Here is a 25,186-nt window from a genome sequence, read left to right as displayed (position 1 = left end):
AGCCTACCACTTTTGAAGTAAAAAAGCACCGGGTGAGGCTTGCTAGATCTTGCCTGCTGAACTCGTAAATTGATAGATACCCTATGGGGTATTTTTTTGTGAACTTTTTAGGAACTTTGAGAAAGCTTTAAGGGGTATCATTGAATAGTAGATGGTTCGAAAACGCCTATTTTAATAAGTTTTATGGCATTAATTTTAACTATACTTTGAAATATGGTATAATAAAGGGATTAATCTAAGGTGGTAAAGATGGCAAAATTAATTCCTGGGAAGGTTCGTTCACAAGGGAGCCTTCTCTATGAAGCTGGGAAAGTTTCCCTTCAGGAAGTAAAAGAAAAATACCTGTATTTTCGGGTGGAAGAAGAAAGCTTGCGTTACAGTTTGGATGACGATGCAGTTTTTTGTAGCTGTGCTTTCTTTCAAAAGAAAAAATTCTGTACACATTTGGCAGCTGTAGAGGCTTTTTTGAAGAATGATGACAGTGGGAAGGCTGCTCTTACGAGTCTTGAGGAAGATGCTACTGCGACAGAAGAAACCCAGGAGAAAGTCTCCTTTGGAAGTTTGTTTTTAGACCAGGTGCTTCCAAAAATTGAGAAAAAAGAAACTCGCTATGTCTTATCAGCCGTTGGACATGAAGACGATTATTCGGGTCAATTTCTTTGGACCCTTCGCATCCGTCGCTTACCAGATGAGCGCTCCTATGTGATCAGAGATGTCCTTGCCTTTTTGCAGACCCTTCAAAAAGAAGGCCATTATGCCATTGGCAAAAGTTATTATGAACCCATTTCTTACCTAGAATTTGATAGTGCTAGTCAGGATGTGATCAATTTCCTACAAGGCTTGATCACAGATAGTGCTTCAAAAGAGCAAGATTTCTTCCCCAATGCTGGTCGCCATCTCTATTTCCCACCGACTCTCTTTGAAGAAGCTGTAGAATTACTGATGAATTTGGATTCTTTCCTCCTGCAATATAGCTTGTATGATTTTTCTGAAGTCTATTTCCAGGACGTCCATGGGGAGGAAGATCTCTTTCATTTTCAGGTAGAAGACCATGATGATTTTTACGAATTGATCATTACTGAGCCTCAAATAAAGGTTGTCGATTCTGCTACTTATCTGTTTCGAAATGGTGTCTTCTATCACCTGACGCCCCAACAGCGCACCTTATGGAAGGCCATCCAAGACCTGCCGATGGATCAGGACCGCAAAAAACGCCTGCACTTTGATCCAACAGACCAGACCAAGCTTTCCTATAGTTTAAAAGAATTTAAAAAACTGGGGAAAATAACAGCTCCGACGAGCTTTTTAATCCACGATTTCACTCCAGCATTCCATTTTGATTTAGCGCAGGACCAGACTGTCTTACTGGATGTAGTCTTTCAATACCAGGATCGTGCGGTTACTACGCGCGAGGAACTGCTAAACCTTCCCTATTCCAGTGATTTCGATAAGGAACAAGAGGTCTTTTCGACTATGCTGGCAGCAGGCTTTACAGATGACTTTTCTTCTCAAAGAAGCCCGTTAGCAAGTGAGCAGATCTATCCTTTCTTTCACCAACAGATTCCGACTTTTGAAACTTTAGGAGAGGTTACCTTATCCGATAGTCTCTTGGATCTTTATCAAGTGGAACGTCCCAAAATTGATGTCAAAACCAATGGCAGTTTACTGGAGATTGGCTTTGATTTTGAAAGTATAGACCCAGCTGAGGTCGACCAGGTCCTAAAAGCTCTAGTAGAGCAAGAAGACTACTTTGTCAGCCATACCGGAAAAGTCCTTGTTTTTGATGAAGAAACTAAGAAAATTAGTCGGGCCTTGGCTGATCTAAGGGCTAAGATGAAGAAGGGTGGCAAATTGCAGACCCGTCGAATTGCAGCTTACCAGCTATCTGATTTGTTAGCAGATCAAGAAAATGTTCATTTTTCTGAAGAATTTAGGAATTTGGCTCATGATCTGACCCATCCGGAAGCATACCAGCTTCCTCAGCTAGCGATCCAAGCGACCCTAAGGGATTACCAAGAGACAGGGGTCAAATGGTTCTCCATGCTGAATCATTATGGTTTTGGGGGCATTTTAGCCGACGATATGGGGCTTGGAAAAACCCTGCAGACTATTTCATTTCTAACGAGTGTAGCCCAGACTGAAACCAAAATCTTGATTCTAGCGCCATCTAGTCTCATCTACAACTGGAAACAGGAATTTGCAAAGTTCGCTCCTCAGATGGAAGTGGCAGTTGTTTACGGCCTCAAGCAACATCGAGATGAACTCATTGCAACCAATCCCCAAGTGGTCATTACAAGCTATGCCTCTTTCCGTCAGGATGTAGAGGAATACCAAAAAAATCAATATGAATACTTGATCTTGGATGAAGCTCAGGTCATGAAAAATGCCCAAACCAAGATTGCTCAACACTTACGTGGTTTTGATGTGCCACATGTATTTGCTCTTTCTGGCACACCCATTGAGAACCATGTTGGAGAACTTTGGTCCATTTTCCAAATTGTGCTTCCTGGTCTATTTCCTGCTAAAAAAGAATTTCAAAAATTAAGCCCTGAGACCATTGCCCGTTTTGTAAAACCCTTTGTCATGAGACGGAAAAAAACAGAGGTCCTTCAAGAATTACCAGACTTGATTGAAACCATCTATCACAATGAGTTGGACGAAAGCCAAAAAACCATCTATTTAGCCCAATTAAAGCAAATTCAAGATCGGGTTCGAAGCTCTAGCGAGGAAGAATTAAATCGAAGCAAGGTGGAGATCCTCTCCGGCCTCATGCGCCTTCGCCAAATCTGTGATACCCCAGCCCTCTTTATGGAAGACTATCAAGGAGACAGTGGGAAGTTGGAGAGTCTTCGCGACCTTCTGGTTCAAATCCAGGATGGAGACCATCGGGTCTTGATCTTCTCCCAATTCAGAGGCATGTTGGATATTCTGGAGAAGGAGATTGACCAGCTCGGCATGACCTCCTTTAAAATCACGGGTTCTACTCCCGCAAAAGATCGTCAAGAAATGACCAATGCCTTTAATGCAGGAGAGCGCCATGCTTTTCTCATTTCACTGAAGGCTGGTGGGGTTGGATTGAACCTCACTGGTGCCGATACCGTTATCTTAGTCGATTTGTGGTGGAATCCTGCTGTAGAAGAACAAGCGATTGGCCGGGCCCATCGAATGGGACAAGAACAAAATGTTGAAGTCTACCGCATGATTACCCGTGGGACTATCGAAGAAAAAATTCAAGAGCTCCAAGTTTCAAAACGCCATCTGGTTTCAACGATTCTTGATGGAACGGAAACAAGATCTAGCCTATCCGTAGAGGAAATTCGCGAGATTCTAGGAATTCAGTCGGAATAACTTGAAAAATTCTGTGAATAGTTTATAATTAATGGAGTGTCGAAAGGAAGAAAACATGACAGAAAAATATTTTCCTCAGGTAGGGGATAATGAGTTGATGTTAACGGAGATGCCCCATATGAACCTGTACGATGATTCAGACTTGATTAGTAATATTACAGGCGAATATGTGGATAAAAATTATTTGGAATGGCAACCCATTGCTGAAAATACCAAGCCCAAGCACCCTTACCATCAACCTCTAGAAGAGTCCCTACCCAAAAGACGGCCAGTAAGAAAACCTGATTTTAAAGAGCCGATTGATAAAAAAAGTCCTGCCAATCGTTATGCAGAAGAAGCAAGAGAGCGCGCGCGTGAAGATCTGAAAAAGAAACGCACGGCACCTTATTTGACAACAGATCCAGCGATCACCACAAACAAGCGGAAGAAACCATTTATTTCAGAACGGAAACCTGGTCAGCCAACAGCACCTTTCCAAAAGGAAAACCCGGGCGAATTGTTGAAATATAGCAAACGCTTGCGTCAGGATCAGTTGATTCTGGCTGAGCTGGAACCTGTAGGAGAAACAGTAGTAGAACCTACCGAAAAGAAAAATAATTATGATTTCTTGAAGACCAGTCAAATTTATAATAAAGACCAACACAAGCTGAAACCACAGCCAATCAAACAAGAATTGGATTTAACCCATCTAGATCAAGAATAAGGAGATAACATGTCTAATACATACCATTTTATTGGAATTAAAGGAGCAGGAATGAGTGCTTTGGCTCTCATGCTTCACCAAATGGGACATACTGTTCAAGGTTCAGATGTTGAGAAGTATTACTTTACGCAACGTGGCTTGGAACAAGCAGGAGTTCAAATTTATCCATTTGACGTGAAAAATTTGGAAGGTGATAAGATCCTCATTGCGGGGAATGCTTTCCGTCCAGAGAATAATGTGGAAATTGCGTATGCAGATGAGCATGGTTTAACCTATAAACGCTACCATGAATTCCTTGGTGAGTTTATGCGTGACTTTGTCAGCATAGGAGTTGCTGGAGCACATGGGAAAACCTCAACGACAGGGATGCTTTCTCACGTTTTATCAAATATTACAGACACGAGTTATTTGATTGGAGATGGGACAGGCCGTGGCTCTGCTGCTGCCAAATACTTTGTTTTTGAATCGGATGAGTATGAGCGTCACTTTATGCCTTACCATCCTGAATACAGCATCATCACCAATATCGACTTTGACCATCCAGACTACTTCACGAGTTTAGAGGATGTATTCAATGCCTTTGACGACTATGCTAAACAAATCAGTAAGGGTCTCTTCATCTATGGGGAAGACAAGGAATTGCGTCGCATCACCTCGTCTGCACCTATCTATTATTATGGATTTGACAAAGAAAATAACGATTTTGTGGCGAACAACCTGCTTCGTTCAACGACTGGTTCAACCTTCAACGTTCATTTTCGTGGAGAAGATTTGGGACAATTCCATATCCCAACTTTTGGTCGCCACAATATCATGAATGCCACAGCTGTCATTGGGTTGCTTCACATTGCAGGATTTGACTTAGATTTAGTCCGCGAGCATTTGAAGACCTTTGCTGGAGTCAAACGTCGCTTCACTGAAAAAGTGGTCAATGGTACGGTGATCATCGATGACTTTGCCCATCATCCAACGGAAATTATTGCAACTTTGGATGCGGCCCGTCAAAAATATCCAAGTAAAGAAATTGTGGCGATTTTCCAACCCCATACCTTTACACGGACGATCGCTCTATTGGATGAATTTGCGGAAGCTTTGAATCAAGCCGATGCCGTTTACTTAGCTCAAATCTATGGTTCTGCGCGTGAAGTGGACCATGGCGATGTGAAGGTTGAAGATTTGGAAGCAAAGATTGTCAAACGGTCGGCTATTATTACAGCTGAAAATGTTTCTCCTCTTCTTGATCATGACAATGCAGTCTATGTCTTTATGGGAGCTGGAGATATTCAAACCTATGAATACTCATTTGAGCGTTTATTATCAAGTTTGACACATAATGTACAATAAGAGATGATGAGTCTGGAATCGCTTGGTTCCAGACTCAAATTTATCTGTCCTATGAAAATCGATGAGAGGAGTGTAGGATGATCATTCGTCCCATTACTTCAGCTGATCAAGAGCGTTTGCTTTTGATTGAAGAAGAACTTCATGACAATGCATGGAAGGAGCCAAAAACCACTCTTGAGCAAGCGCTGAATTCGAAGGTGGCTATTTCTTTGCTTGCAGAGCAGGCTGGGGATATTGTAGCTTACTTGTTGGCGACAGAAGACCAGCAAGTAAAGGGAAACCTAATAGTATTGCGATTAGCAGTTAGACCAGCCTTTCAAGGTCAAGGATATGGTTCCATTTTAATAGCTGCTTTAAAAGACCTAGCTGTTCAAAAAGAAAAGAATGCCATTTGGATCGATTGCTCGGAAGACTTGCTGTCTTATTTTGCCCAGCAAGGATTCCGGGATGAAGGGGAGTCTGCTTTAGGTGTCCATATGGTTTGGGATTGATAGAAGGAGTAGATGATGAAAAAAAAGATTCAAGTGAGACAAGCAAGGATAGAAGATTTGGATGCGGTTGAGCGCATTGAACTCGAAAATTTTTCAGAGGAAGAAGCGATTGAGCGTGAGATTTTAAAAGATCATATTGAAAAGATCCAAACGACTTTTCTAGTAGCCGAGTGCGAGGGTCAGATTTTAGGGTATCTAGAAGGACCTGTTAGACCAGAGCGTTATTTGATCGATGCCTCCTTTACAGAGGTCGAAGATCTCAGTCAGATAGAGAGAGGCTTTATTTCTATTACATGTCTATCCATTGCCAAAGAAGCCCAAGGGCTAGGAGTCGGAACCTTCTTACTTGAAGCGATGAAAGAGATTGCGATGGAGGATGGCCGTGAGGGGATCAATCTAACCTGTCATGATTATTTGATTCCTTATTATGAAAAACAAGGGTTTACCAATGAGGGTCTCTCTGCTTCCCAATATGCGGGTGAAGTTTGGTATAATCTGGTTTGGGAAAACAAAAACCTTGATTAAATAGGTGTTTTAAAGAAGAAAGGCGATTTGTATTGCTTTTCTAAATCTTTTAAGATATAATATTAAGGATTATGATGAGGGAGGTCAATTATTTGACTGATAAATCACAAGAAAGTGAGAAGTTATTAAGCTTCAAAGAACAGATCCTCAGAGATTTAGAAGAGGCCAATGAGCAACTTTTAAAGATTGAAAAAGAGTATGATCTACCGGATCTAGAGGTTGAAACTCCTACTTCAGGAAAAGAGGAGGAAGAAACAACACCACCTCTGAAAGTAGAAGAATCGACTTCAGCTTCCCAAGCAGATCTAGTGGAGCAAGAAGCGGTCCGTCCTACTGTGGAAGAAAAGAGCGAGCCTACAAAGCCGGCTCTTAAAGAACCAAGTCAGAAACCGGTGGAGGAAAACTTAACACGTTCTTCTCGCAACAAACGTCAACAGAAACAAAAGAAACAAAATAAAATCGCCAAACGTATCGTGCGGACAGTGGTCAGCCTCTTGTTGATCGTGATCGTGGCTACCGGGATCTTTGCCGTGACCTATATTCATTCAGCAGTAAAGCCAATGGATAAAAATGCTACAGAATTTGTAACGGTTGAAATTCCCGCAGGTTCAAGTAATCGTGAAATTGGAGCGATCCTTGAGAAAAAAGGACTCGTTAAAAATGGCCAGTTCTTTAACTACTATACCAAGTTTAAGAACTATAGCAATTTCCAGTCAGGCTATTTTAATTTACAAAAGAGCATGGATTTAGAAACCATCATCCAAAAACTGCAGGAAGAGGGAACCAAAACTCCTCAAGCTCCAGTTCTTGGTAAGGTGACGATTCCTGAAGGCTATACCATTGATCAGATTGCAACAGCGATCACATCTGATGTCTCTACGAAGAAGGCAGGCAAGACTCCATTTAAGAAAGAAGATTTCTTGAAGGCTGTCCAAGATGATGCCTTTATTGAGAAGATGGTGGCCAAATATCCAAAACTCTTGGCTAACCTGCCAAGTAAGGACTCTGGTGTTCGTTACCGTTTGGAAGGTTACCTCTTCCCAGCGACTTATAACTATGGGAAAGATACCACAGTAAATGAAATGATTGATCAGATGCTTGCGGCCATGGATCAAAACTTAAGCCCATACTACGAAACACTTGAAAGCAAGAACATCAATGTGAATGAAGTATTGACCCTTGCTTCCTTGGTTGAAAAAGAAGGGGCGACAGACCAGGACCGTAAAGATATCGCTAGTGTCTTCTATAATCGTTTGAACCAAGATATGCCGTTGCAAAGTAACATTGCTATCCTTTATGCAGAAGGCAAACTTGGGCAAAAGACAACCTTAAAAGAAGACGCAACGATCGATACAGAAATAGATTCCCCATACAACATTTATAAGAATACTGGCTTGATGCCTGGCCCAGTGGACAATCCTGGAGTCTCAGCGATTGAAGCAGCAGTAAATCCAAGTAAAACCGATTATTTGTACTTTGTAGCAAATGTCGAAAATGGTGAAGTCTTCTTCGCTAAGACATTTGAAGAACACAATAAAAATGTAGAAGAACACGTCAATAGTAAATTGACACAAGCAAGTTCAAACTAGGAAAAGCATGTGGCGCATCCACAGCTTTTTCATTCAAATAATAGAAAGAGAAAGAGAAGAATAATGGCAGAAAGAACATACCCAATGACCCTAGCGGAAAAAGAAAAATTGGAACAAGAATTAGAAGAATTGAAATTGGTTCGTCGACCGGAAGTGGTAGAACGAATCAAGATCGCTCGTTCATACGGTGACCTCTCAGAAAACTCTGAGTACGAAGCAGCAAAAGATGAACAAGCTTTTGTTGAAGGTCAAATCTCGAGCTTGGAAACTAAAATCCGCTATGCTGAAATCGTCGATAGCGATGCAGTTGCTGTAGACGAAGTAGCGATCGGAAAAACCGTTACAGTTCAAGAAGTTGGCGAAACAGATGAAGAAGTATACAGCATCGTCGGTTCAGCAGGGGCAGATGCCTTTGCAGGAAAGATCTCGAACGAAAGCCCAATCGGTCACGCATTGATTGGTAAGAAAACAGGTGATGTGGTCACTGTTGAAACACCAGCTGGAAGTTACCAAGTGAAAATTTTGAACGTAGAAAAAACAGCGTAAATATAAAGAGCAGGCTCTCCTAGAGGGCTTGTTTCAGATTAAAGATAAAGTCCTTTTAGAAACTTTCCTTAAGTGAGTACGGACGTCAGCGAACTTCTACGAAGTTCCATGACTTAGTTTTGAACCTAAGGTTTCAAAACTCCCCTAGTGCCTGAAACATAATTGTTTCAGGCACTTTTCTCACGGCGGAAAGTTTCGGTATCTGCTCTATGAACCTAATAGTTTATATCATTTTATTTTTTAACATTACTTAGGTAAAAACGGTCTTAAAGCAAGCACTCTTAGAGGGCTTGCTTTTTGTGCTCTTACTCTTCTTGTGAGGGTGAAACTGTTTCGTTGACTGATTGAAAGGGATCAAAAAAGCACCTGAACTAGAGGGTTCAAGTGCTTAAGTAATTCCGCTAGAATTTAGGATCTTGTACTACTTTCTATTGCGTTGTTTTCCTGCATTGCGGTTGTTTTTTGGTTTGTGTTGAATTTGTGTCGTTGTAGTTGGTGTAACGTCTTTTTTCACACGGTGACTGGTCGCTTTTGGAGGGTTGTTTTTGTATTCCTCAGCAACGCGCTTGCGAAGATTTGGACGAATCAAGTAGTTGATGACAAATTGTTGGATAATTTGGATCACCCCACCGACTACCCAGTAAAGCGTCACTCCGGCTGTAGAGATCAATGAGAAGACACCGATCATAATCGGGCTCATCAGCGATGCTTTACGCATGCTTTCTTTTTGGCTTTCATCTTCAATTCCGTGAAGAGAAAGCATACTTTGGATGTAGTAGAGAACCGCTACGATAGCTGCCAGGAGCAGGCTTGGTTTTCCAAGAGCAATGCCAAGGAAACTACTATCTGCTACCCCTTTAGTATGTTGGGCAGCAAAGAAGAGGGCAGAGAAGAATGGCATTTGGATCAAGAGTGGCAAACACCCAACTCCACCAAACATGCTGACCCCATTTTCACGTTGAGCAGCCATTAATTCTTGTTGCGCCAATAGCTTTTCTTCTTGTGTGCTAGCGTTCTTCATGCGCTCTTGGATTGGTCCAAGGATAGGCTTCAAGTAGTTCATCTTTTCAGATTGGTAGGTTGCCTTCCATGATTGGTACAAACCAAGTGGCAAGATGATCAAGCGTACGATCAAGGTGACGATAATAATCCCGATCCCAAAACCTAAGTCGAGGTTGTTGGCAAAGAACTTGATGGCTTCGCCCATTGGACGGCCAAGAAGATTCCAGATTAATCCTGTTGGATTTCCAGTTTTCCGATCGACACTCACGCATCCAGATAAGAAGACAAGCGAGGCTAGTCCCATCGATGCAAATAATGCAAGTTTATTTTTTTTCACAAATCGTTCCTTCTTTTTTAAAATGTTACCTTTCTATTCTACTGTTTTTTTTGAAAATACACAATAGTTCGCTGGCCTTAATTTGTAATTTTGAAGTCCTTATAGTTTTCAAAATTTGCTAGTGTAACATCCAAGTAGGTCACATGCGCAAACGGCGTAGGGCCTTTGCGTATTTCTTGGATGAATTTGGCCATTTGACTGCTAGACTCTGTCTGAGCTAGAATACCAACCGTCCCGTCGTCATTGTTCCAGACACGGCCAGTGATCCCACCGATCTCTAAAGCAAGACTGTAGACTCCCCAGCGAAAACCAACTCCTTGAACCCGTCCTTGGGCAATCATTTTTACCTTTTGCATGTGCATCCTCCTTGACTCGAAGAAATCTATCTGAGGCATGATTTCTTCTTTTTCTTTGTGCTATAATAGGTCTATGAATATTATAACGTCTAAATCCAATAATGTAATCAAAAATGCTAAAAAATTACATCAAAAAAAATATCGGACAGATTCCTATCTCATTGAAGGTTGGCATCTCTTTGAAGAGGCACTAGAAAATCAGGCGATCATTCGTCAGGTCTTTGTTTTAGAAGCTTATTTAGACCGGGTAGAGAATATCCAAAACGTCACTGTCGTGACTTCGGAGATTTTGAGTCTCTTGGCTGATTCGAAGACCCCTCAAGGAATTGTCGCAGAGATTCTTCTAGAGCAACCCGTCCTTCCAGATCAGTTACATGGTCGTTACCTCTATTTAGAGGATGTCCAAGATCCAGGTAATGTGGGAACCATGATTCGAACAGCAGATGCAGCCGGCTTTGATGGTGTCATGATTTCGAAAGCATCCGCAGATCTCTTTAGTCTCAAGACTCTTCGATCCATGCAGGGAAGTCATTTCCATCTTCCTATCTGGAAAATGGACCGAGAAGAACTGTTTGAACGAGCTAGTCAATCCAATCTAGCGGTCCTCGCAACGACGCTATCAGAAGCTTCCATGGATTACCGTCAGATCCCTCAGATTGATCAATTGATTTTGGTAATGGGTAATGAAGGCAAGGGCATCAGTCCAGAAATGGCGGCACAAGCAGACCAGCTGGTTCATATTACCATGCCGGGTCGGGCTGAGAGTTTGAATGTTGCAGTAGCAGCTGGAATTTTGATGTTTCATTTAAGGAATTTTTGAGAAAAAGCAGTATACTTAAGTTGAAAAAAGAAATTGGTGGAAATCTTATTGGGAGAGCTTATCAAGGAAAGGTGGTGATCTGATGCAATATCATCGTGACAAAGAATACATGACCTATGTGGGACAGTTGATCCAGCACCCTAAGGTTCAAAAATTAGCCGACATCCCCCATCATATTCATTCCAATCGCTTGGAGCATTCCATTCATGTTAGCTATACCAGTTATAAACTAGCTAAAAAATTTGGTTGGGATGCCAAAAGCACGGCTCGGGGTGGCCTTTTGCATGACCTCTTTTACTATGATTGGCGTGATACCAAGTTTACCAAGAGTCATGCTTGGATCCATCCACGCATTGCTGTGAGAAATGCGCGAAAGATTACAGACCTCAATGCCAAGGAAGAAGACATCATCGTTAAACACATGTGGGGTGCTACCCTTGCCCCGCCTCGCTACAAAGAATCCTTCGTAGTGACCATGGTGGATAAATACTGGGCTGTTAAAGAAGCTTCAGAACCATGGCGTAAAAAGATGGCTAAAAGGAGATTTTTTCATCGAAAAATGTTAAAATCGTAGTAAACAAATTTGAAAGGAACTTGTTTATATGTATAATGATTCAGTAATCCAAGAACAAAGTGGATTGAATGCTTTTTATAACAAAATCTATTCATTAGTTGGGATCGGTGTAGGGATTTCAGCTCTTGTGTCTGGCCTTATGATGACAGTCTTTCAAGATTTCTTCGTTCAAATCTTGACAACCGCACCAATGGTTTACTATGCAGCAGTGGTTGTAGAATTGATCTTGGTCTTTGTTGCAAGTGGGAAGGCTGTTAAAAATAGCCCGTCTGCTCTTCCGATCTTCTTGATCTACTCAGCTTTGAATGGCTTTACCTTGAGCTTTATCATTGCTCGCTACATGCAAGCAACTGTCTATAAGGCTTTCTTGGTCAGTGCCTTGATGTTTATTGTCATGGGAGCTATCGGACGCGTCGTGAAAAAAGACCTGTCTGGTATGGGACGTGCCTTGATGGGAGTCTTGATCGGTGTGATCATCGCTTCTGTTGTGAATATGTTCTTGAGAAGTTCTGGAATGGACTATATCTTGAGTATCATCTCTGTCTTCCTCTTTGCAGGATTGACGGCTTGGGATAACCAAAAGATTCGCTATGTCTATGATCAAACAAATGGTCAACCTGCTACAGGTTGGGCAGTAGCGATGGCTTTGGAACTTTATCTTGATTTTATCAACCTCTTTATCAGCCTTCTTCGTATTTTCGGAAGAAACGACTAATCAAAGAGAGATTGAGCTGGGGCAGTTGCCTCGGCTTTTTTTGTCTTCCGACTTGTGCTATACTAATAGTGACTAAAGTATAGAAATGAGCGCTTATGAAAACACCTTTTGTAACCCGTGAACAATTAGAAAGCCTGACCCAAGAATTTCCGACCCCTTTCCATCTCTATGATGAAGCAGGAATTCGTGAAACGGCTCGTGCTCTCCATCGAGCTTTTGCTTGGAATGAAGGATTTAAAGAATACTTTGCCATCAAGGCGACTCCGAACCCATCCATCCTAAAAATTTTGCAAGAAGAAGGCTGTGGAGTTGACACTGCCAGCTACGTCGAATTGTTGATGGCAGATAAACTTGGCTTTGCTGGAAAAGAGATCATGTTTTCTTCTAACAACACGCCAGCTGAAGAGTTCATCTATGCTCGTGAATTAGGGGCAACCATCAATCTGGATGCCTATGAAGACATTGCTTTCTTGAAGTCTGTGACCAGCATTCCCAAGGTCATTTCATGTCGCTATAATCCTGGTGGAGTCTTTGAACTGGGAACTGATATTATGGACAATCCGGAAGAAGCCAAGTTTGGAATGACCAAGGAGCAATTGATCCAAGCCTTTATCGAGTTGAAAGAACTGGGTGTGGAAGAGTTTGGCATTCACGCCTTGTTAGCTTCTAATACAGTATCCAATGATTACTATCCAGAGCTAGCTCGTCAACTTTTTGAATTGGCAGTGGAAGTCGTCGAGAAAACAGGTGTCCATTTGGGATTCATCAACCTCTCTGGTGGAGTTGGGGTCAATTACAAGCCAGAACAAGAACCAAATGATATTGACATTATTGGGGAAGGTGTGCATCGCGTTTTTGATGAGATTCTCAAACCAGCAGGATTTGGTCATGTGAAAATCTATACCGAGCTTGGTCGCTTTATGCTGGCTTCACACGGCCTCTTGGTAACCAGAGTCACTCATAAAAAGAAAACCTACCGGACCTATGTGGGTGTCGATGCTTCAGCTGTGAATCTTCTTAGACCGGCTATGTACGGTGCTTATCACCATATTACCAATATGGATCGTCCAGAGGGACCAACTGAAGTGGTCGATGTCGTGGGAAGTCTCTGTGAAAACAACGATAAATTTGCCAAACAACGAGAACTACCCGTGACGGAGATTGGAGATTTACTCGTGATCCATGACACTGGAGCCCATGGATTTTCAATGGGCTATCAGTACAATGCCAAGTTGCGTTCGGCAGAAGTTTTGCTTCAAGAAGATGGGCAGGCCCGTTTGATTCGTCGAGCAGAAAAACCAGAAGATTATCTTGCGACACTCTACGGCTTTGACATTGAAAAATAAGCGATTGTCTGATATAATGATAGTTATGTAAAAATAATGGATCGGAGAAAATTGTATGAATCTCTTTTTAGGAATTTTGTTGATTATTTTAGCTTTCTTTGGTGGGATGGTTGCAGGAATGTTCTTGCTTCGTCGTCAATTTGAAAAAGAATTTGCATCAAACCCACGTTTGAATGTTGAAGCAGTTCGTACGCTTTTAGGTGCCAGCGGCCAACGTCCAAGCGAAGCAAAAGTTCAACAAGTCTATCGCCAAATTGTGAACCAACAAAAATCAGCAATGGCGAAAAACAAGAAAAAATAAGAGTGGGGCAATCTCACGATAATAAATGAGAGGGGCTTGGAGGAATTTCTTAGTCCCTCCTTTTGGAAGGAAGAGATATGGATAACCGACCGATTGGTTTTTTAGATTCTGGAGTAGGGGGCCTAACTGTTGTCCGCGAATTGCTCCGTCAGCTTCCTCACGAAGATGTCGTCTATATTGGAGATTCAGCGCGTGCACCTTATGGTCCTAGACCAGCAGACCAAATTCGCGAGTATACTTGGCAGATGGTGAACTTCCTTCTGACCAAAAATGTCAAGATGATTGTCTTAGCCTGTAATACAGCGACGGCAGTGGTTTGGGAAGAAGTCAAGGAGAAACTTGATATTCCTGTTTTAGGAGTGATTTTGCCCGGAGCTTCTGCAGCCATTAAATCGACGACCCATCAAAAAATTGGGGTCATTGGGACACCGATGACGGTTTCTTCTGGAATTTATAAAGAGAAGATTCAAAGTCTAGCACCAGACATGGAAGTCAGCAGTTTAGCTTGTCCCAAGTTTGTTCCTTTAGTGGAATCAAACGAGTTGGCATCCAGTGTGACCAAAAAGGTGGTTTACGAAACCCTAAAACCACTAGTTGGAAAGGTTGATACCTTAGTCTTGGGATGCACCCATTATCCCCTTTTAAAACCGATCATTCAAAATGTGATGGGACCGGATGTCAAATTGATTGATAGTGGGGCAGAGTGTGTTCGGGATATTTCCGTTTTATTAAACTATTTTGAGCTCAATAAGAGTCGGGAACTCTTAGAGCAGACCCACCGCTTTTATACCACTGCAAATGCCAATAGCTTTGCAGCGATTGCCGAAAAATGGCTAGAACGTTCAGTGAATGTGGAGCATGTAAATTTATGAGTGACAAACTATTTGAATACAAAGATCCCCAAGATTGGTATATTGCCCAATGGGGAGAAGATGCAGACTACAACCAATTTAGTCAAGTGCCTGCGGAAGCTTCCACTCTGTTAGATCAGCTGGAACTTCTCTTTGCCAAGGATCCTGAAGGATTCCCTCTCAATCTATCGGTGATGCGCTATGGTTCAGCCTTTCGTTTTCTGACCTTTTTGACCGAAATCTTGAATGAAGTCAAGGGAAGAGCTTTTGAGATCGTACAGCGTCAAGGAGCCTTGCTCTTGGTTGAAAAAGGGAAACTGCTTTACTTGCATTTGCCAAGTGATGGGGTGGATGTGGAAGCCTTCTTGGGTCAAGACAAGGTCAAAGATACGATTCTTATTGCGACTCGAAATGAAGGAAAAACCAAAGAATTCCGTAATATGTTTGAAAAGCTGGGCTTTGAAGTGGAAAATCTCAATCAATACCCAGAGCTTCCAGAAGTCGAAGAAACAGGGATGACCTTTGAAGAGAATGCCCGCCTAAAAGCTGAAACCATTGCAGAGCTAACTGGGAAAACAGTCTTAGCGGATGATTCAGGTTTGAAGGTGGATATCTTGGGAGGCTTACCAGGAGTTTGGTCAGCTCGCTTTGCGGGAGTTGGTGCGACAGATGCGGAAAACAATGCGAAATTGTTGCACGAATTGGCCATGGTCTTTGACTTGAAAGATCGCTCAGCTCAGTTCCATACGACCTTGGTGGTTGCAAGACCAGGCAAGGAAAGCTTAGTGGTGGAAGCTGATTGGCCAGGGTATATTAATTTTGAGCCAAAAGGGGAACACGGCTTTGGCTATGACCCTCTCTTCTTAGTTGGGGAAACGGGCCGTGCTGCTGCTGAATTAACGCTAGAAGAAAAAAATACACAATCACATCGTGCTTTAGCTGTTAAAAAGTTATTGGAGGTATTTCCATCATGGCAAAGCAAACAATCATCGTTATGAGTGACTCGCATGGAGACCGCTCCATTGTTGAAGCTATTAAAGAAAAATACCTAGGTCAGGTCGATGGGATCTTTCACAATGGGGATTCTGAACTAAAAAGTGATGATCCTGTCTGGGAAGGGATCCACGTTGTCCAAGGAAATATGGATTTTTATGATGGCTATCCGGAACGCTTGGTGACCCAACTAGGGCCAACACGGATCATCCAGACCCACGGGCATCTCTTCCAGATCAATTTTAGTTTTCAAAAATTGGATTTGTGGGCCCAAGAGGAAGAAGCAGATATCTGTCTTTACGGCCACCTTCATATCCCAGATGCTTGGAAGGAAGGAAGAACCCTCTTTGTGAATCCTGGATCGATCAGTCAGCCACGCGGTCTGATTCGAGAGTGTCTCTATGCTAAAATTGAGATAGATGATTCTAATTACAAGGTAGAGTATTATACGCGAGATCATGAGTTGTATCCTGAATTGACAAAGGAGTTTAGCAGATGATAGCAAAGGAATTTGAACGTTTCTTGCTGGCGCAGGAAGAAACGTTCTTAACTCCAGCCAAAAATTTAGCGGTCTTGATTGATAACCACAATGTAGACCATGCTGTCTTGTTGTTGAGCCAGATTAGCTATAGTCGTATTCCGGTAGTGACGGATGAACGCAAGTTTGTGGGGACGATCTCCCTAACGGATATTCTATCTTATCAATTGAAAAACGAGATTCCTGAGGAGACTTTTGCCTCGATGGATATCGTAGACGTTGCAAAAAAAGAGGTCGGGGTCATCGGCTTAGACTTCAATTTGACAGAAGTCCTTCACAAGTTGGTGGATGACTCCTTCCTTTCGGTGGTGGATGAAGAAGGCTATTTCCAAGGGATTATTACACGGAAATCGATTCTTAAAGCCATCAATTCGCTAATGCATGATTTTTCAAATGAATACGAGATGATTCCAAAATGAAAGAATTTATTGCAAGTTTTATTGATCAAAAAGAATTAAGTGAAAATTCTCAGTCTGCCTATTTCTATGATTTGGACCAATTTATTGAATCGATCCATGGAAAAGTGACACCGACAAATTTGAGAATTTACCAAGCTTCGATTAAAGATTTTAAACCGGCGGTTCAAAAACGAAAATTATCTGCTGTCAACCAATTTTTATATTATTTGTATCAAGAACGCTTTATTTCTGAATACCATCGTTTGGTATTGCCTAAAATTCAACCGGCCAAGACCCATGATCGGGAATTGTTGGATCTGACCCATTTTTGGGAAGAATCAACCAACCCTCAGGGACGCTTGATGGCCTTGTTGATTCTGGAGATGGGCTTGTTGCCAAGTGAGATCCTCCAAGTCAAGGTCGAAGATATTCAGCTGGACTTTCATGTCATTCGAGTGGGCAAAGATGGCCAAAAACGGGTTTTAAAAGTTCCAGAGCCGTTACTGGATGAGTTGCAACTCTTCCTAGATGGTATTTATCTCTTTGATAATAAAGGAAAATCATACTCCCGTCAGTGGGGATTTCGACAATTAGAAGCCTTCTTGATCGAAAAAGGGAATCAAGACCTTTCGGCACAATCGATTCGTGAGCAATATATTTTGAAACAACGAGAACTCGGTGTGGATCTTTTTAGTATTGCGCGTGAATTGGGCCTAAAAACCATGGTGACATTAGAAAAATATAAATAATGGATATTAAAATTAAAGATTTTGAAGGGCCTTTGGACCTCTTGCTCCACTTGGTCTCTAAATACCAGATGGATATTTATGAGGTCCCCTTGATTGAGGTGATCGAACAGTATCTGGCTTATCTGGCGACCCTTCAGGCTATGAAACTAGAGGTAGCAGGAGAATACATGCTGATGGCTAGTCAACTAACCTTGATCAAGAGTCGAAGACTTCTTCCTAAGGTTGCAGAGGAGATGGATGAAGCAGAGGATCTCGAGCAGGACCTCCTTTCTCAATTGGAAGAGTACCGTACTTACAAGCAATTAGGAGAGTTGATGGCCTCACAGCACGAGGAGCGCGCCCTCTATTATTCAAAACCAAAGATGGAATTGATTTATGACGATACCGAATTACTCCATGATCGCACCACGGTGGATCTCTTCTTGGCTTTCTCAAAACTATTGACCAAGAAAAAAGAAGAATTCCGCCAGAACCATACAACCATTGTAAAGGATGAATACAAGATTGAGGATCTGATGGACCAGCTGCGTCACCGATTCCACGATCGCTCAAAAGTTCTCTTGCAGGACTTGTTTCTAGAAGCAGCGGATCTCCAAGAGGTCATTACTCTATTTCTTGCAACCCTTGAATTGATCAAGATTCAAGAAGTAACGGTGATCCAGGATAGGGCTTTTGGAGAAATTTACTTAAATAGGATTGAACATGAGCAAATTAGCTGAAATTGAAGCACTCTTATTTGTAGCGGGTGAAGAAGGAATTACTGCCAGACAAATCGCAGACCTTCTCTCTTTACCTCCGACAGGTGTGGTGCAAAGTTTAGAAAAATTAAGCCAAAAATACCAGGAGGACACAGATACCAGTCTGTGCTTGATGGAGACAGCTTCCCGTTATAAATTGGTGACAAAGGCAGACTACGCTTCGGTTTTACGAGACTATTCTAGAACGCCCATGAACCAAAGTTTGTCTCGGGCTGCCCTCGAAACCTTATCAATCATTGCTTATAAGCAACCGATCACCCGTGTGGAGGTCGATGATATTCGGGGTGTCAATTCCAGCGGTGCCATTACCAAACTACTGTCATTTGATCTGATCCGAGAGGATGGGAAAAAAGAAGTCCTCGGGCGTCCCAATTTGTATGTCACAACGGAGTATTTTTTGGATTATATGGGGATCAATCATTTGGAGGAATTGCCAAAGGTTGAGGAAGTGGACATCGATCCAGAAGAAGGTCAATTATTTTCAGAGAGAACAGAGGAACTAGATGAGAATTAACAAATACATTGCCCATGCAGGCGTGGCTAGTCGTCGCAAGGCCGAAGAATTGATCAAGCAAGGCTTGGTGACAGTAAATGGCCAAGTTGTGCGTGAATTAGCGACCATTATTAAGACCGGTGATCAGGTTGAAGTAGAAGGCACTCCAATCTATAATGAGGAAAAGGTCTACTATCTTTTAAACAAGCCACGCGGTGTCATCTCTAGTGTATCCGATGACAAGGGACGAACAACGGTTGTCGACCTCTTGTCTCAAGTCCCTGAACGGATCTACCCAGTAGGACGTTTGGACTGGGATACATCTGGTGTCTTGATTTTGACCAATGATGGCGATTTTACAGATGAAATGATCCACCCGCGGAATGAAATTGATAAGGTCTATGTGGCGCGTGTCAAAGGCATTGCCAACAAGGAAAACTTGCGTCCCTTGACGCGGGGCGTGACCATTGATGGGAAGAAAACCAAGCCAGCGACTTACGAGATCTTGAAAGTAGATGTCGAAAAGAACCGTTCAGTGGTTCAGTTGACTATTCATGAAGGGCGCAACCATCAGGTCAAGAAAATGTTTGAAGCTGTAGGACTTTTGGTGGACAAACTATCTCGGACTAGGTTTGGGAACCTGGATGTTACAGGCCTTCGTCCAGGTGAATACCGTCGCTTGAACAAAAAAGAAATTAGCCAGTTGCACAATCTAGCTGTGACTAAATCGAAAAAAGCATGAAAAAAATCCTGATTGCTATGGTTAGAGGCTATCAAAAATGGATCTCTCCGATTTTTCCGCCTTCTTGTCGCTTTCAACCGACCTGTTCCAATTATATGATCCAAGCGATTGAGCGCTTTGGAGCAAAAGGTGTCTTGATGGGGATTGCGAGGATCTTTCGATGCCATCCTGGAAGCCAAGCGGGACCAGATCCCTTACCAGACCACTTTAGTCTGAGACGAAATGAAGAATCAAAATAGGACGATCGTAAATATACAGAAACACCCTTAGAAATTATTTTTCTAAGGGTGTTTCTTTGTACAGGAGCTGTCTATCAGCGTTTAGACCATGTTTTAGGAAGGAAGAGCAGAATCATTGGATAGATTTCAAGCCGTCCGGCAATCATGGCTAAGGAAAGTAACAGTTTTGAAATCGGACTAAAGATGGAGAAGGTTTGACCCGTACCAATCATAGGTCCAATATTGTTGAAACAACTAAAGACAGCACTGACAACCGTCATAAAGTTATTATTGTCTAGACTCACTACAAAGAGTAAGCCGATCATGATAAAACTATATATTGTAAAGTATTTAAGGATCCGGTGTTGGGTGTCCTTATCGAGTACGGTATCATTGACATGTAGGGTCAGAACCCGATTGGGAGACAAGGTTGAAAGCACCTGATTTTTAGCAATTCTCCATAAGGTCAAGAAGCGAATGACTTTTAGCCCACCAGCAGTCGAGCCAGCAGAACCACCGACCACCATCAGCATCAAGAGGATAAACTGTGAGAAAAGAGGCCATTTTTCCGTTGTCCCATAACCAAAACCGGTTGTGGTGATGATATTGGAAACTTGGAATAAGGAAATCTCAAAACTCTTCGCAACATTAGCATAAAGGTGAAGGCAATTGTAGGCAATCAATACGCTAGATAGGATTACAATAGTCATGTAGGTCCGCAATTCCTCATCTTTAAAGAAGGCCTTGAATTTTCGGATCATAAGGAAGTAGTAGAGGTTAAAGTTAACCCCAAAGACCAAGACCCCGATACTGACCAAATAGGTAATTAGACTACTGTTGTAGTGAGCGATCCCATCATTAAAGACGGTAAAGCCCCCAGTACCAGCTGTCCCCATGGCGATGACAAAACTATCATAAAGGGGCATGCCGGCAAGGAAATAAAGAACCACAAAGAGGAAGAACAAACCCAAGTACAAGAAATACAGGATTTGAGCCGTGCTTTTTAATTTGGAAACCACTTTTCCAAAAACTGGACCAGGAACTTCTGCCTTCATGACTTCCAGGTGGCTGTTCTTGTTGTTGTCCATAATAGCCAGAGCAAAAACCAATACTCCCATCCCTCCGATTAAGTGGGTAAAACTGCGCCAAAAGAGAAGGGAGTGACTAAGGACACTGACATCATCTAAAATCGTTGCCCCTGTTGTTGTAAAGCCCGAGCTAATTTCAAAGAAGGCATCGATGATGTTTGGGATTTGTCCGGAAAAAACAAAGGGAAGGGCACCAAAGAAGGACCATAAGATCCAACAGAGGGCCACAATTAGGACTCCTTCCTTGGCATAGATATGAAAGTCTTTGGGTTTTTGAAAACTCCCAAGAAGTCCAAGTCCAAGTAAGATGGCCATGGTTGCTCCAATAGAGATAAAGACCTTAGCAGGTTCCTGATAGATCGTAGCTACCGTCAAAGGAACAAGGAGAAGGGCAGCTTCGATTAAGAGGAGTTTGGACAAGAGGTAACGAATCATACTTCTATTCATTTGGCTGACCTCTCAAGTAGATCGTAAATCTTGGTAACATTTTGGATCAAGGTGGTTACGATGATTCGGTCTCCCACTATTAAATGATCATCTCCATTAGGGAAAATAGCCTTGCCATTTCGAATAATCGCAGCGATTAGAACCCCTTTTTTCAATTTCAATTCGGATAGTGGCCCTTGGGTTAGTTTATTATCTTCCTTGATTTGGAATTGTAAGGTTTCGATCCGGCCATTTGCAACATGGTGTAGAGCCTCTAAGTTTGAGAACTGTGCATTGTAGCGTCCACGAATAAAGTGCATGATGGTATCCACAGCAATGCGTTTTGGAGTGACGATACTGGTCATATCCTGATCCCCAATAATCTCTAACAGGCTGGTTCGGTTAACCTTGGTGATGTTCTTTTTGACGCCGATAGAATCCAGGAACATGGAGGTGATGATATTTTCCTCATCAACTCCTGTCAAAGTGGCGACAGCATCGTAGTTGTTGGCACTTTCTTCTAAGAGAATATCCTTAGCAGTCCCGTCTCCATGAACCACATAGAGGTCAGGGAATTCTTGGCTAAAGAATTCAGCTCGTTTGCGATTGACCTCGATGACCTTGAGATCGATCTTGCGACGGACATCTTGGAGAATATTGAGCAAATAGTAGGCAATTTTGCCGGCACCAATCATCATCATGCTCTTAATGACTTGAGGACGGACATTGTTGTGGAAAAGGACGATCTCGATCCGATTTCCTGTCACAAAAATCTTGTCTTGAGGTTGTAAAACAAAGTCTCCGTTTGGAATCGTGAGCTCATTTCCCCGTTCGATAGCACACACAATGACATTTCCATATTTCTTGCGGAATTGAGACAGGCTCATATTACAGAGATTACTATCTGGTCGGATCTTAAATTCCATCAAGGCTACACGACCATTTGCAAAATGCTCCACAGAAAGCGCATTTGGGAAATCAATAATATTGGCAATGTAACGAGCAGTCAGCAATTCTGGATTGACAACCAGAGAGAAGCCTAGGATATTTTTTTCCTTAAAGTAGGAATTAGAATATTCAGGATTGCGTACCCGGACAATGGTTTCTTTGGCTCCCATTTTTTTGGCCAAAACAGCAGAAACCATATTAACTTCATCGTATTCGGTCATGGAAATGAAGATATCGCAGTTTTCAACATCTGCTTGCTCCAAAATCTTAAAGTTGGCTCCATTTCCTAGAATCCCAATGATGTCAAACCGTTTGGTGATATGGTTTAGAACGGATTCGTCTTTCTCAATTAAAATAACATCGTGGTTTTCAGCAACGAGAGAACGACAAAGGGCTGTTCCAACTTTTCCTCCACCAACAACAATAATTTTCATAGATTACCTCCAGAGTATGTTTCTATCATACTCTATTTTCAAGAAAAATTCATCTTTTTTTAGGACTTTCTATGGGAATTTTACAAGGCAGAGAAAAAGTAGGAAAATTAAAAAAAGAGGAGAATGAAAACGGATTGAAGGCTCTGAAAAAGTTTCTTAAAAAAATCTAAAAAAACTATTGACAGGAGCTTCAAAAGTGTTATACTAAGAAAGTACCTTCGTTGATTTACCTCAAACCTGTTGTGAGTTAAGTTAATGAAGCTGTAACCACGCTGTTTGCTGAGCTTGACTCCGGGCAGTGTGGCTATTTTTTTATCAGAAAGGGATCGAGTATGAATATTGAAGAACTGGACTATCAAGAGGAAGCTGCTCAAAATCACATTGTCTTGTTCCAACCTCAGATTCCACAAAATACGGGAAATATTGCACGGACTTGTGCGGCGACCAATTCTCCTTTGCATATCATTCGCCCCATGGCTTTTCCGATTGACGATCGCAAGATGAAGCGGGCTGGACTAGATTACTGGGACAAGCTGGATGTCCGATTTTATGATAGCCTAGAAGAGTTTATGGAGGCGGCAAGTGATGGGCAGGTGCACTTGGTGTCCAAGTTTGCCAATCAGACCTATTCAGATGTTTCCTATCAGGATGGAAAGTCCCACTATTTTTTATTTGGCCGTGAAGATAAAGGTTTGCCAGAAGACTTTATGCGTCAGCACGAAGAAAAGGTTATTCGCATTCCGATGAATGACAAGCATGTGCGAAGTTTAAATGTTTCTAATACCGTTTGTATGATCATCTACGAAGCACTTCGTCAGCAAGGATTCAAAGGACTTGAGTTAACTCACCAGTATGAGCAAGATAAGCTCAAATAACCAAAGAAAATAAAAAATCCGAATGGTATAATCTATGACGTTACAAAAACTTGCCTAGGCAGGTTTTTTTTGTTATCATAAAAAGGTCTTCAGGGCAGGGTGAGATTCCCGACCGGCGGTGACTTTAACTTGGAAAGTGTTTTTTCCTCACACTTAAAGAAGTCCGCGAGCATAAGCTGATGTGGTGAGACTCCACAACCGACAGTATAGTCTGGATGGGAGAAGACGAGAGACGAATAGACTAAAAGCTATTCTGATCTGTTTAGAGCTGACGCAATGAGACAGGAACCATGGGGTCTAGGGACTTACTTGCGGGATTTGTCAATGGAGAGCAGCTAAAGTGACTAGATTGTTTTCTAGTTTAAGCTTTGTTTAAATAGTTTAGAGTAGAATGATGGGGTAGACGTCTTTCCAGCTTCTCTAATTTTTTAAAAATTGGAGGAACCTGTTATGACAAATACACGTAAACTGACCCTTGTGGCTGTTTTATCCGCTTTATCTTTTATTTTGATGTTCTATCAATTTTCTTTCGTGATAGATTTCTTCAAAATTGATTTAAGTATCATCGCCATCTTATTGGCTTTGGTCTTGTTGGATTTCAAAAGTGCCATTTGGGTGACCTTGATCCGATCTGTTCTTAAATTAGCTCTTAATAATAAGGGACTTGAAACCTTGATCGGGTTACCTATCAATATCATTGCAGTCCTAGTTTTTGTCCTTGCTTTTGCATGGATTTGGAACAAAAAACGGACCAATGGTCGATTTGTCCTGGCAACGATTGTCGGTACGATCAGCTTGAGTATCACGATGGTATTGGTGAACTATGTCTATGCAATCCCTTTGTATGCTCGTTTTATGAACTATGATATTTCGAAAACACTAGGGCTTGTTCACTATTTAGCTACAATGGTTGCACCGTTTAACCTAATCGAAGGAGTGATTTGGGCCATAGCATTTTGGTTGATCTACACTCTTTTGCAACCGATTTTGAAAAGATATGAAAAATAAACAACAACATTGGGCGAAGGCAAGCTTCGCCCTTCTCATTTTTGTCATTCTAGGGTATGTGATTCGTTTCTACCCGCAACAATTAACTGGCTTTGATAGCAGCATTCAATCTGCTATTCGGGGAGACCTGCCTGCAACACTGACAGCCTTCTTTACCAAGGTGACCCATGTCATGGACACAAAGGTTATTGTGATCTGGGTCGGTCTTCTTCTAGCTGTTTTTGCTTATAAGAAATGGTACAGTGAGTCCCTCTTTCTTGGGAGCAATCTGGTTTTGACAGGCCTTTTGGTTCTGCTTCTAAAGAATATCTACCAGAGACCGAGACCAGCCCTTCTTCATCTAGTAGAGGAAAAAGGCTTTTCTTTCCCGAGCGGCCACTCACTGGCATCGACTCTTGTTTTGGGAAGCTTAATCATCATTGTTGGCCAGCATGTAAAAAACAAAACAGCTCGCTATTGTCTTCAAGGCTTGCTGGTTCTGGGAATTGTGACCATTGTGGTTTCCCGGATTTATGTAGGTGTTCACTACCCATCAGATGTTCTTGGTAGTATGATCCTTGGTTTTGCTGTCTTGCAGTTTGAGTACCCTTTGTATGATCGCCTGCGCTTTCAATGGCGATTTACAGGAAAACAAAAGTAACATCTTAAGCAATTGGAGTTGGACTCGTGT

Annotated in this window: 28 protein-coding genes and 1 riboswitch; of the genes, 24 read left to right on the top strand and 4 right to left on the bottom strand. The window is 42.1% G+C overall.

All coding sequences use genetic code 11. From position 1 onward, the window contains the following. Positions 1 to 249 precede the first annotated feature (249 nt). The 7 genes from HMPREF9186_RS03930 to greA all read left to right on the top strand — a co-directional run bounded on the left by HMPREF9186_RS03930 (position 250) and on the right by greA (position 8,546). Positions 250 to 3,348, top strand: coding sequence for a DEAD/DEAH box helicase (locus HMPREF9186_RS03930; RefSeq protein ID WP_009731521.1), 3,099 nt, complete (start codon positions 250 to 252; stop codon positions 3,346 to 3,348). 55 nt (positions 3,349 to 3,403) lie between these two features. After that, positions 3,404 to 4,051 carry a hypothetical protein gene (locus HMPREF9186_RS03925; RefSeq protein ID WP_009731520.1) on the top strand — a complete coding sequence of 216 codons (648 nt, stop codon included), beginning with the start codon at positions 3,404 to 3,406 and terminating at the stop codon, positions 4,049 to 4,051. 9 nt (positions 4,052 to 4,060) lie between these two features. After that, on the top strand, positions 4,061 to 5,395 hold the full coding sequence (gene murC, locus HMPREF9186_RS03920) for a UDP-N-acetylmuramate--L-alanine ligase (protein ID WP_009731519.1): 1,335 nt from the start codon (positions 4,061 to 4,063) through the stop codon (positions 5,393 to 5,395). A 77-nt stretch (positions 5,396 to 5,472) separates the two neighbouring features. Next, entirely contained in the window at positions 5,473 to 5,886 is a 414-nt protein-coding gene (locus tag HMPREF9186_RS03915; RefSeq protein ID WP_009731518.1) for a GNAT family N-acetyltransferase, read from the top strand. Positions 5,887 to 5,901: 15 nt separating this feature from the next. After that, on the top strand, positions 5,902 to 6,411 hold the full coding sequence (locus tag HMPREF9186_RS03910) for a GNAT family N-acetyltransferase (RefSeq protein ID WP_009731517.1): 510 nt from the start codon (positions 5,902 to 5,904) through the stop codon (positions 6,409 to 6,411). Positions 6,412 to 6,470: 59 nt separating this feature from the next. Further along, complete coding sequence (mltG, locus tag HMPREF9186_RS03905) at positions 6,471 to 8,000, top strand: endolytic transglycosylase MltG (RefSeq protein WP_442852219.1); 1,530 nt, start codon at positions 6,471 to 6,473, stop codon at positions 7,998 to 8,000. Positions 8,001 to 8,063: 63 nt separating this feature from the next. Further along, the gene (gene greA, locus HMPREF9186_RS03900) at positions 8,064 to 8,546 is read left to right on the top strand and encodes a transcription elongation factor GreA (RefSeq protein WP_009731515.1); all 483 of its coding nucleotides are present in this window, start codon (positions 8,064 to 8,066) and stop codon (positions 8,544 to 8,546) included. 421 nt (positions 8,547 to 8,967) lie between these two features. Here the strand turns inward: greA and yidC are convergent, their stop codons facing one another. Together yidC and HMPREF9186_RS03890 are read right to left on the bottom strand one after the other, a co-directional pair. Continuing rightward, positions 8,968 to 9,885, bottom strand: a complete 918-nt coding sequence (yidC, locus tag HMPREF9186_RS03895; protein ID WP_009731514.1) for a membrane protein insertase YidC — start codon at positions 9,883 to 9,885, stop codon at positions 8,968 to 8,970. Positions 9,886 to 9,962: 77 nt separating this feature from the next. Beyond that, positions 9,963 to 10,241: an acylphosphatase gene (locus tag HMPREF9186_RS03890; protein WP_009731513.1), complete on the bottom strand. Its 279-nt coding sequence runs from the start codon at positions 10,239 to 10,241 to the stop codon at positions 9,963 to 9,965. 73 nt (positions 10,242 to 10,314) lie between these two features. On the opposite strand from HMPREF9186_RS03890, the gene HMPREF9186_RS03885 reads away from it, so the two are divergent. The 14 genes from HMPREF9186_RS03885 to yidD all read left to right on the top strand — a co-directional run bounded on the left by HMPREF9186_RS03885 (position 10,315) and on the right by yidD (position 19,758). Then, complete coding sequence (locus HMPREF9186_RS03885) at positions 10,315 to 11,061, top strand: TrmH family RNA methyltransferase (protein ID WP_009731512.1); 747 nt, start codon at positions 10,315 to 10,317, stop codon at positions 11,059 to 11,061. A gap of 82 nt (positions 11,062 to 11,143) precedes the next feature. Next, entirely contained in the window at positions 11,144 to 11,635 is a 492-nt protein-coding gene (locus HMPREF9186_RS03880) for an HDIG domain-containing metalloprotein (RefSeq protein ID WP_009731511.1), read from the top strand. Between the two features lie 28 nt (positions 11,636 to 11,663). Then, on the top strand, positions 11,664 to 12,350 hold the full coding sequence (locus tag HMPREF9186_RS03875; RefSeq protein ID WP_003008369.1) for a Bax inhibitor-1/YccA family protein: 687 nt from the start codon (positions 11,664 to 11,666) through the stop codon (positions 12,348 to 12,350). Between the two features lie 95 nt (positions 12,351 to 12,445). Further along, positions 12,446 to 13,696 (top strand): diaminopimelate decarboxylase, encoded by a 1,251-nt coding sequence (locus HMPREF9186_RS03870; RefSeq protein ID WP_009731510.1) that lies wholly within the window; start codon positions 12,446 to 12,448, stop codon positions 13,694 to 13,696. A 55-nt stretch (positions 13,697 to 13,751) separates the two neighbouring features. Continuing rightward, positions 13,752 to 13,997, top strand: a complete 246-nt coding sequence (locus HMPREF9186_RS03865; RefSeq protein ID WP_003005109.1) for a YneF family protein — start codon at positions 13,752 to 13,754, stop codon at positions 13,995 to 13,997. Positions 13,998 to 14,074: 77 nt separating this feature from the next. After that, on the top strand, positions 14,075 to 14,869 hold the full coding sequence (racE, locus tag HMPREF9186_RS03860; RefSeq protein WP_003008361.1) for a glutamate racemase: 795 nt from the start codon (positions 14,075 to 14,077) through the stop codon (positions 14,867 to 14,869). Beyond that, positions 14,866 to 15,846 carry a nucleoside-triphosphate diphosphatase gene (locus HMPREF9186_RS03855; protein WP_009731509.1) on the top strand — a complete coding sequence of 327 codons (981 nt, stop codon included), beginning with the start codon at positions 14,866 to 14,868 and terminating at the stop codon, positions 15,844 to 15,846. Before racE ends, HMPREF9186_RS03855 begins: the two co-directional genes overlap by 4 nt. Further along, on the top strand, positions 15,819 to 16,340 hold the full coding sequence (locus HMPREF9186_RS03850) for a metallophosphoesterase (RefSeq protein WP_009731508.1): 522 nt from the start codon (positions 15,819 to 15,821) through the stop codon (positions 16,338 to 16,340). Before HMPREF9186_RS03855 ends, HMPREF9186_RS03850 begins: the two co-directional genes overlap by 28 nt. Continuing rightward, positions 16,337 to 16,798, top strand: coding sequence for a cyclic-di-AMP-binding protein CbpB (cbpB, locus tag HMPREF9186_RS03845; RefSeq protein ID WP_009731507.1), 462 nt, complete (start codon positions 16,337 to 16,339; stop codon positions 16,796 to 16,798). The genes HMPREF9186_RS03850 and cbpB overlap by 4 nt, the downstream gene beginning before the upstream one ends. Continuing rightward, complete coding sequence (gene xerD / locus HMPREF9186_RS03840) at positions 16,795 to 17,526, top strand: site-specific tyrosine recombinase XerD (RefSeq protein WP_009731506.1); 732 nt, start codon at positions 16,795 to 16,797, stop codon at positions 17,524 to 17,526. The genes cbpB and xerD overlap by 4 nt, the downstream gene beginning before the upstream one ends. Beyond that, positions 17,526 to 18,245, top strand: coding sequence for a segregation/condensation protein A (locus HMPREF9186_RS03835; RefSeq protein WP_009731505.1), 720 nt, complete (start codon positions 17,526 to 17,528; stop codon positions 18,243 to 18,245). The genes xerD and HMPREF9186_RS03835 overlap by 1 nt, the downstream gene beginning before the upstream one ends. Beyond that, a complete protein-coding gene (gene scpB / locus HMPREF9186_RS03830; protein ID WP_009731504.1) occupies positions 18,229 to 18,798 on the top strand; it encodes an SMC-Scp complex subunit ScpB in 570 nt (189 codons plus the stop codon). Before HMPREF9186_RS03835 ends, scpB begins: the two co-directional genes overlap by 17 nt. Next, positions 18,788 to 19,519: a pseudouridine synthase gene (locus tag HMPREF9186_RS03825; protein ID WP_009731503.1), complete on the top strand. Its 732-nt coding sequence runs from the start codon at positions 18,788 to 18,790 to the stop codon at positions 19,517 to 19,519. Before scpB ends, HMPREF9186_RS03825 begins: the two co-directional genes overlap by 11 nt. Next, the gene (yidD, locus tag HMPREF9186_RS03820; protein ID WP_009731502.1) at positions 19,516 to 19,758 is read left to right on the top strand and encodes a membrane protein insertion efficiency factor YidD; all 243 of its coding nucleotides are present in this window, start codon (positions 19,516 to 19,518) and stop codon (positions 19,756 to 19,758) included. Before HMPREF9186_RS03825 ends, yidD begins: the two co-directional genes overlap by 4 nt. A gap of 74 nt (positions 19,759 to 19,832) precedes the next feature. Here yidD and HMPREF9186_RS03815 read toward each other — a convergent pair whose 3' ends face one another. Then, positions 19,833 to 21,272 (bottom strand): TrkH family potassium uptake protein, encoded by a 1,440-nt coding sequence (locus HMPREF9186_RS03815; protein ID WP_009731501.1) that lies wholly within the window; start codon positions 21,270 to 21,272, stop codon positions 19,833 to 19,835. Further along, on the bottom strand, positions 21,269 to 22,633 hold the full coding sequence (trkA, locus tag HMPREF9186_RS03810) for a Trk system potassium transporter TrkA (protein WP_009731500.1): 1,365 nt from the start codon (positions 22,631 to 22,633) through the stop codon (positions 21,269 to 21,271). The genes HMPREF9186_RS03815 and trkA overlap by 4 nt, the downstream gene beginning before the upstream one ends. Positions 22,634 to 22,965: 332 nt before the next feature. Between trkA and HMPREF9186_RS03805 the strand changes: the two genes are divergently transcribed. From HMPREF9186_RS03805 to HMPREF9186_RS03795, 3 genes are all read left to right on the top strand, one after another. Beyond that, on the top strand, positions 22,966 to 23,508 hold the full coding sequence (locus HMPREF9186_RS03805; protein ID WP_009731498.1) for a tRNA (cytidine(34)-2'-O)-methyltransferase: 543 nt from the start codon (positions 22,966 to 22,968) through the stop codon (positions 23,506 to 23,508). Positions 23,509 to 23,589: 81 nt separating this feature from the next. Then, positions 23,590 to 23,739, top strand: a riboswitch (FMN riboswitch). Between the two features lie 219 nt (positions 23,740 to 23,958). Further along, positions 23,959 to 24,516 carry an ECF transporter S component gene (locus HMPREF9186_RS03800; RefSeq protein ID WP_009731497.1) on the top strand — a complete coding sequence of 186 codons (558 nt, stop codon included), beginning with the start codon at positions 23,959 to 23,961 and terminating at the stop codon, positions 24,514 to 24,516. Beyond that, a complete protein-coding gene (locus HMPREF9186_RS03795) occupies positions 24,506 to 25,156 on the top strand; it encodes a phosphatase PAP2 family protein (protein WP_009731496.1) in 651 nt (216 codons plus the stop codon). Before HMPREF9186_RS03800 ends, HMPREF9186_RS03795 begins: the two co-directional genes overlap by 11 nt. Positions 25,157 to 25,186: the final 30 nt, after the last annotated feature.

This window comes from Streptococcus sp. F0442 (assembly GCF_000314795.2).
In the GTDB taxonomy this organism is placed as follows: Bacteria; Bacillota; Bacilli; order Lactobacillales; family Streptococcaceae; genus Streptococcus.
The sequence above is the reverse complement of the archived record's forward strand: the minus strand, read 5'-3'. Positions and strand labels throughout refer to the sequence as shown.

Bases quoted from the DNA above. Each gene is read 5' to 3' on its own strand.
- HMPREF9186_RS03930 (WP_009731521.1), top strand. From the start codon at position 250: ATGGCAAAATTAATTCCTGGGAAGGTTCGTTCACAAGGGAGCCTTCTC.
- HMPREF9186_RS03925 (WP_009731520.1), top strand. From the start codon at position 3,404: ATGACAGAAAAATATTTTCCTCAGGTAGGGGATAATGAGTTGATGTTA.
- murC (WP_009731519.1), top strand. From the start codon at position 4,061: ATGTCTAATACATACCATTTTATTGGAATTAAAGGAGCAGGAATGAGT.
- HMPREF9186_RS03915 (WP_009731518.1), top strand. From the start codon at position 5,473: ATGATCATTCGTCCCATTACTTCAGCTGATCAAGAGCGTTTGCTTTTG.
- HMPREF9186_RS03910 (WP_009731517.1), top strand. From the start codon at position 5,902: ATGAAAAAAAAGATTCAAGTGAGACAAGCAAGGATAGAAGATTTGGAT.
- greA (WP_009731515.1), top strand. From the start codon at position 8,064: ATGGCAGAAAGAACATACCCAATGACCCTAGCGGAAAAAGAAAAATTG.
- HMPREF9186_RS03890 (WP_009731513.1), bottom strand. From the start codon at position 10,241: ATGCAAAAGGTAAAAATGATTGCCCAAGGACGGGTTCAAGGAGTTGGT.
- HMPREF9186_RS03885 (WP_009731512.1), top strand. From the start codon at position 10,315: ATGAATATTATAACGTCTAAATCCAATAATGTAATCAAAAATGCTAAA.
- HMPREF9186_RS03880 (WP_009731511.1), top strand. From the start codon at position 11,144: ATGCAATATCATCGTGACAAAGAATACATGACCTATGTGGGACAGTTG.
- HMPREF9186_RS03875 (WP_003008369.1), top strand. From the start codon at position 11,664: ATGTATAATGATTCAGTAATCCAAGAACAAAGTGGATTGAATGCTTTT.
- HMPREF9186_RS03870 (WP_009731510.1), top strand. From the start codon at position 12,446: ATGAAAACACCTTTTGTAACCCGTGAACAATTAGAAAGCCTGACCCAA.
- HMPREF9186_RS03865 (WP_003005109.1), top strand. From the start codon at position 13,752: ATGAATCTCTTTTTAGGAATTTTGTTGATTATTTTAGCTTTCTTTGGT.
- racE (WP_003008361.1), top strand. From the start codon at position 14,075: ATGGATAACCGACCGATTGGTTTTTTAGATTCTGGAGTAGGGGGCCTA.
- HMPREF9186_RS03855 (WP_009731509.1), top strand. From the start codon at position 14,866: ATGAGTGACAAACTATTTGAATACAAAGATCCCCAAGATTGGTATATT.
- HMPREF9186_RS03850 (WP_009731508.1), top strand. From the start codon at position 15,819: ATGGCAAAGCAAACAATCATCGTTATGAGTGACTCGCATGGAGACCGC.
- cbpB (WP_009731507.1), top strand. From the start codon at position 16,337: ATGATAGCAAAGGAATTTGAACGTTTCTTGCTGGCGCAGGAAGAAACG.
- xerD (WP_009731506.1), top strand. From the start codon at position 16,795: ATGAAAGAATTTATTGCAAGTTTTATTGATCAAAAAGAATTAAGTGAA.
- HMPREF9186_RS03835 (WP_009731505.1), top strand. From the start codon at position 17,526: ATGGATATTAAAATTAAAGATTTTGAAGGGCCTTTGGACCTCTTGCTC.
- scpB (WP_009731504.1), top strand. From the start codon at position 18,229: ATGAGCAAATTAGCTGAAATTGAAGCACTCTTATTTGTAGCGGGTGAA.
- HMPREF9186_RS03825 (WP_009731503.1), top strand. From the start codon at position 18,788: ATGAGAATTAACAAATACATTGCCCATGCAGGCGTGGCTAGTCGTCGC.
- yidD (WP_009731502.1), top strand. From the start codon at position 19,516: ATGAAAAAAATCCTGATTGCTATGGTTAGAGGCTATCAAAAATGGATC.
- HMPREF9186_RS03815 (WP_009731501.1), bottom strand. From the start codon at position 21,272: ATGAATAGAAGTATGATTCGTTACCTCTTGTCCAAACTCCTCTTAATC.
- trkA (WP_009731500.1), bottom strand. From the start codon at position 22,633: ATGAAAATTATTGTTGTTGGTGGAGGAAAAGTTGGAACAGCCCTTTGT.
- HMPREF9186_RS03805 (WP_009731498.1), top strand. From the start codon at position 22,966: ATGAATATTGAAGAACTGGACTATCAAGAGGAAGCTGCTCAAAATCAC.
- HMPREF9186_RS03800 (WP_009731497.1), top strand. From the start codon at position 23,959: ATGACAAATACACGTAAACTGACCCTTGTGGCTGTTTTATCCGCTTTA.
- HMPREF9186_RS03795 (WP_009731496.1), top strand. From the start codon at position 24,506: ATGAAAAATAAACAACAACATTGGGCGAAGGCAAGCTTCGCCCTTCTC.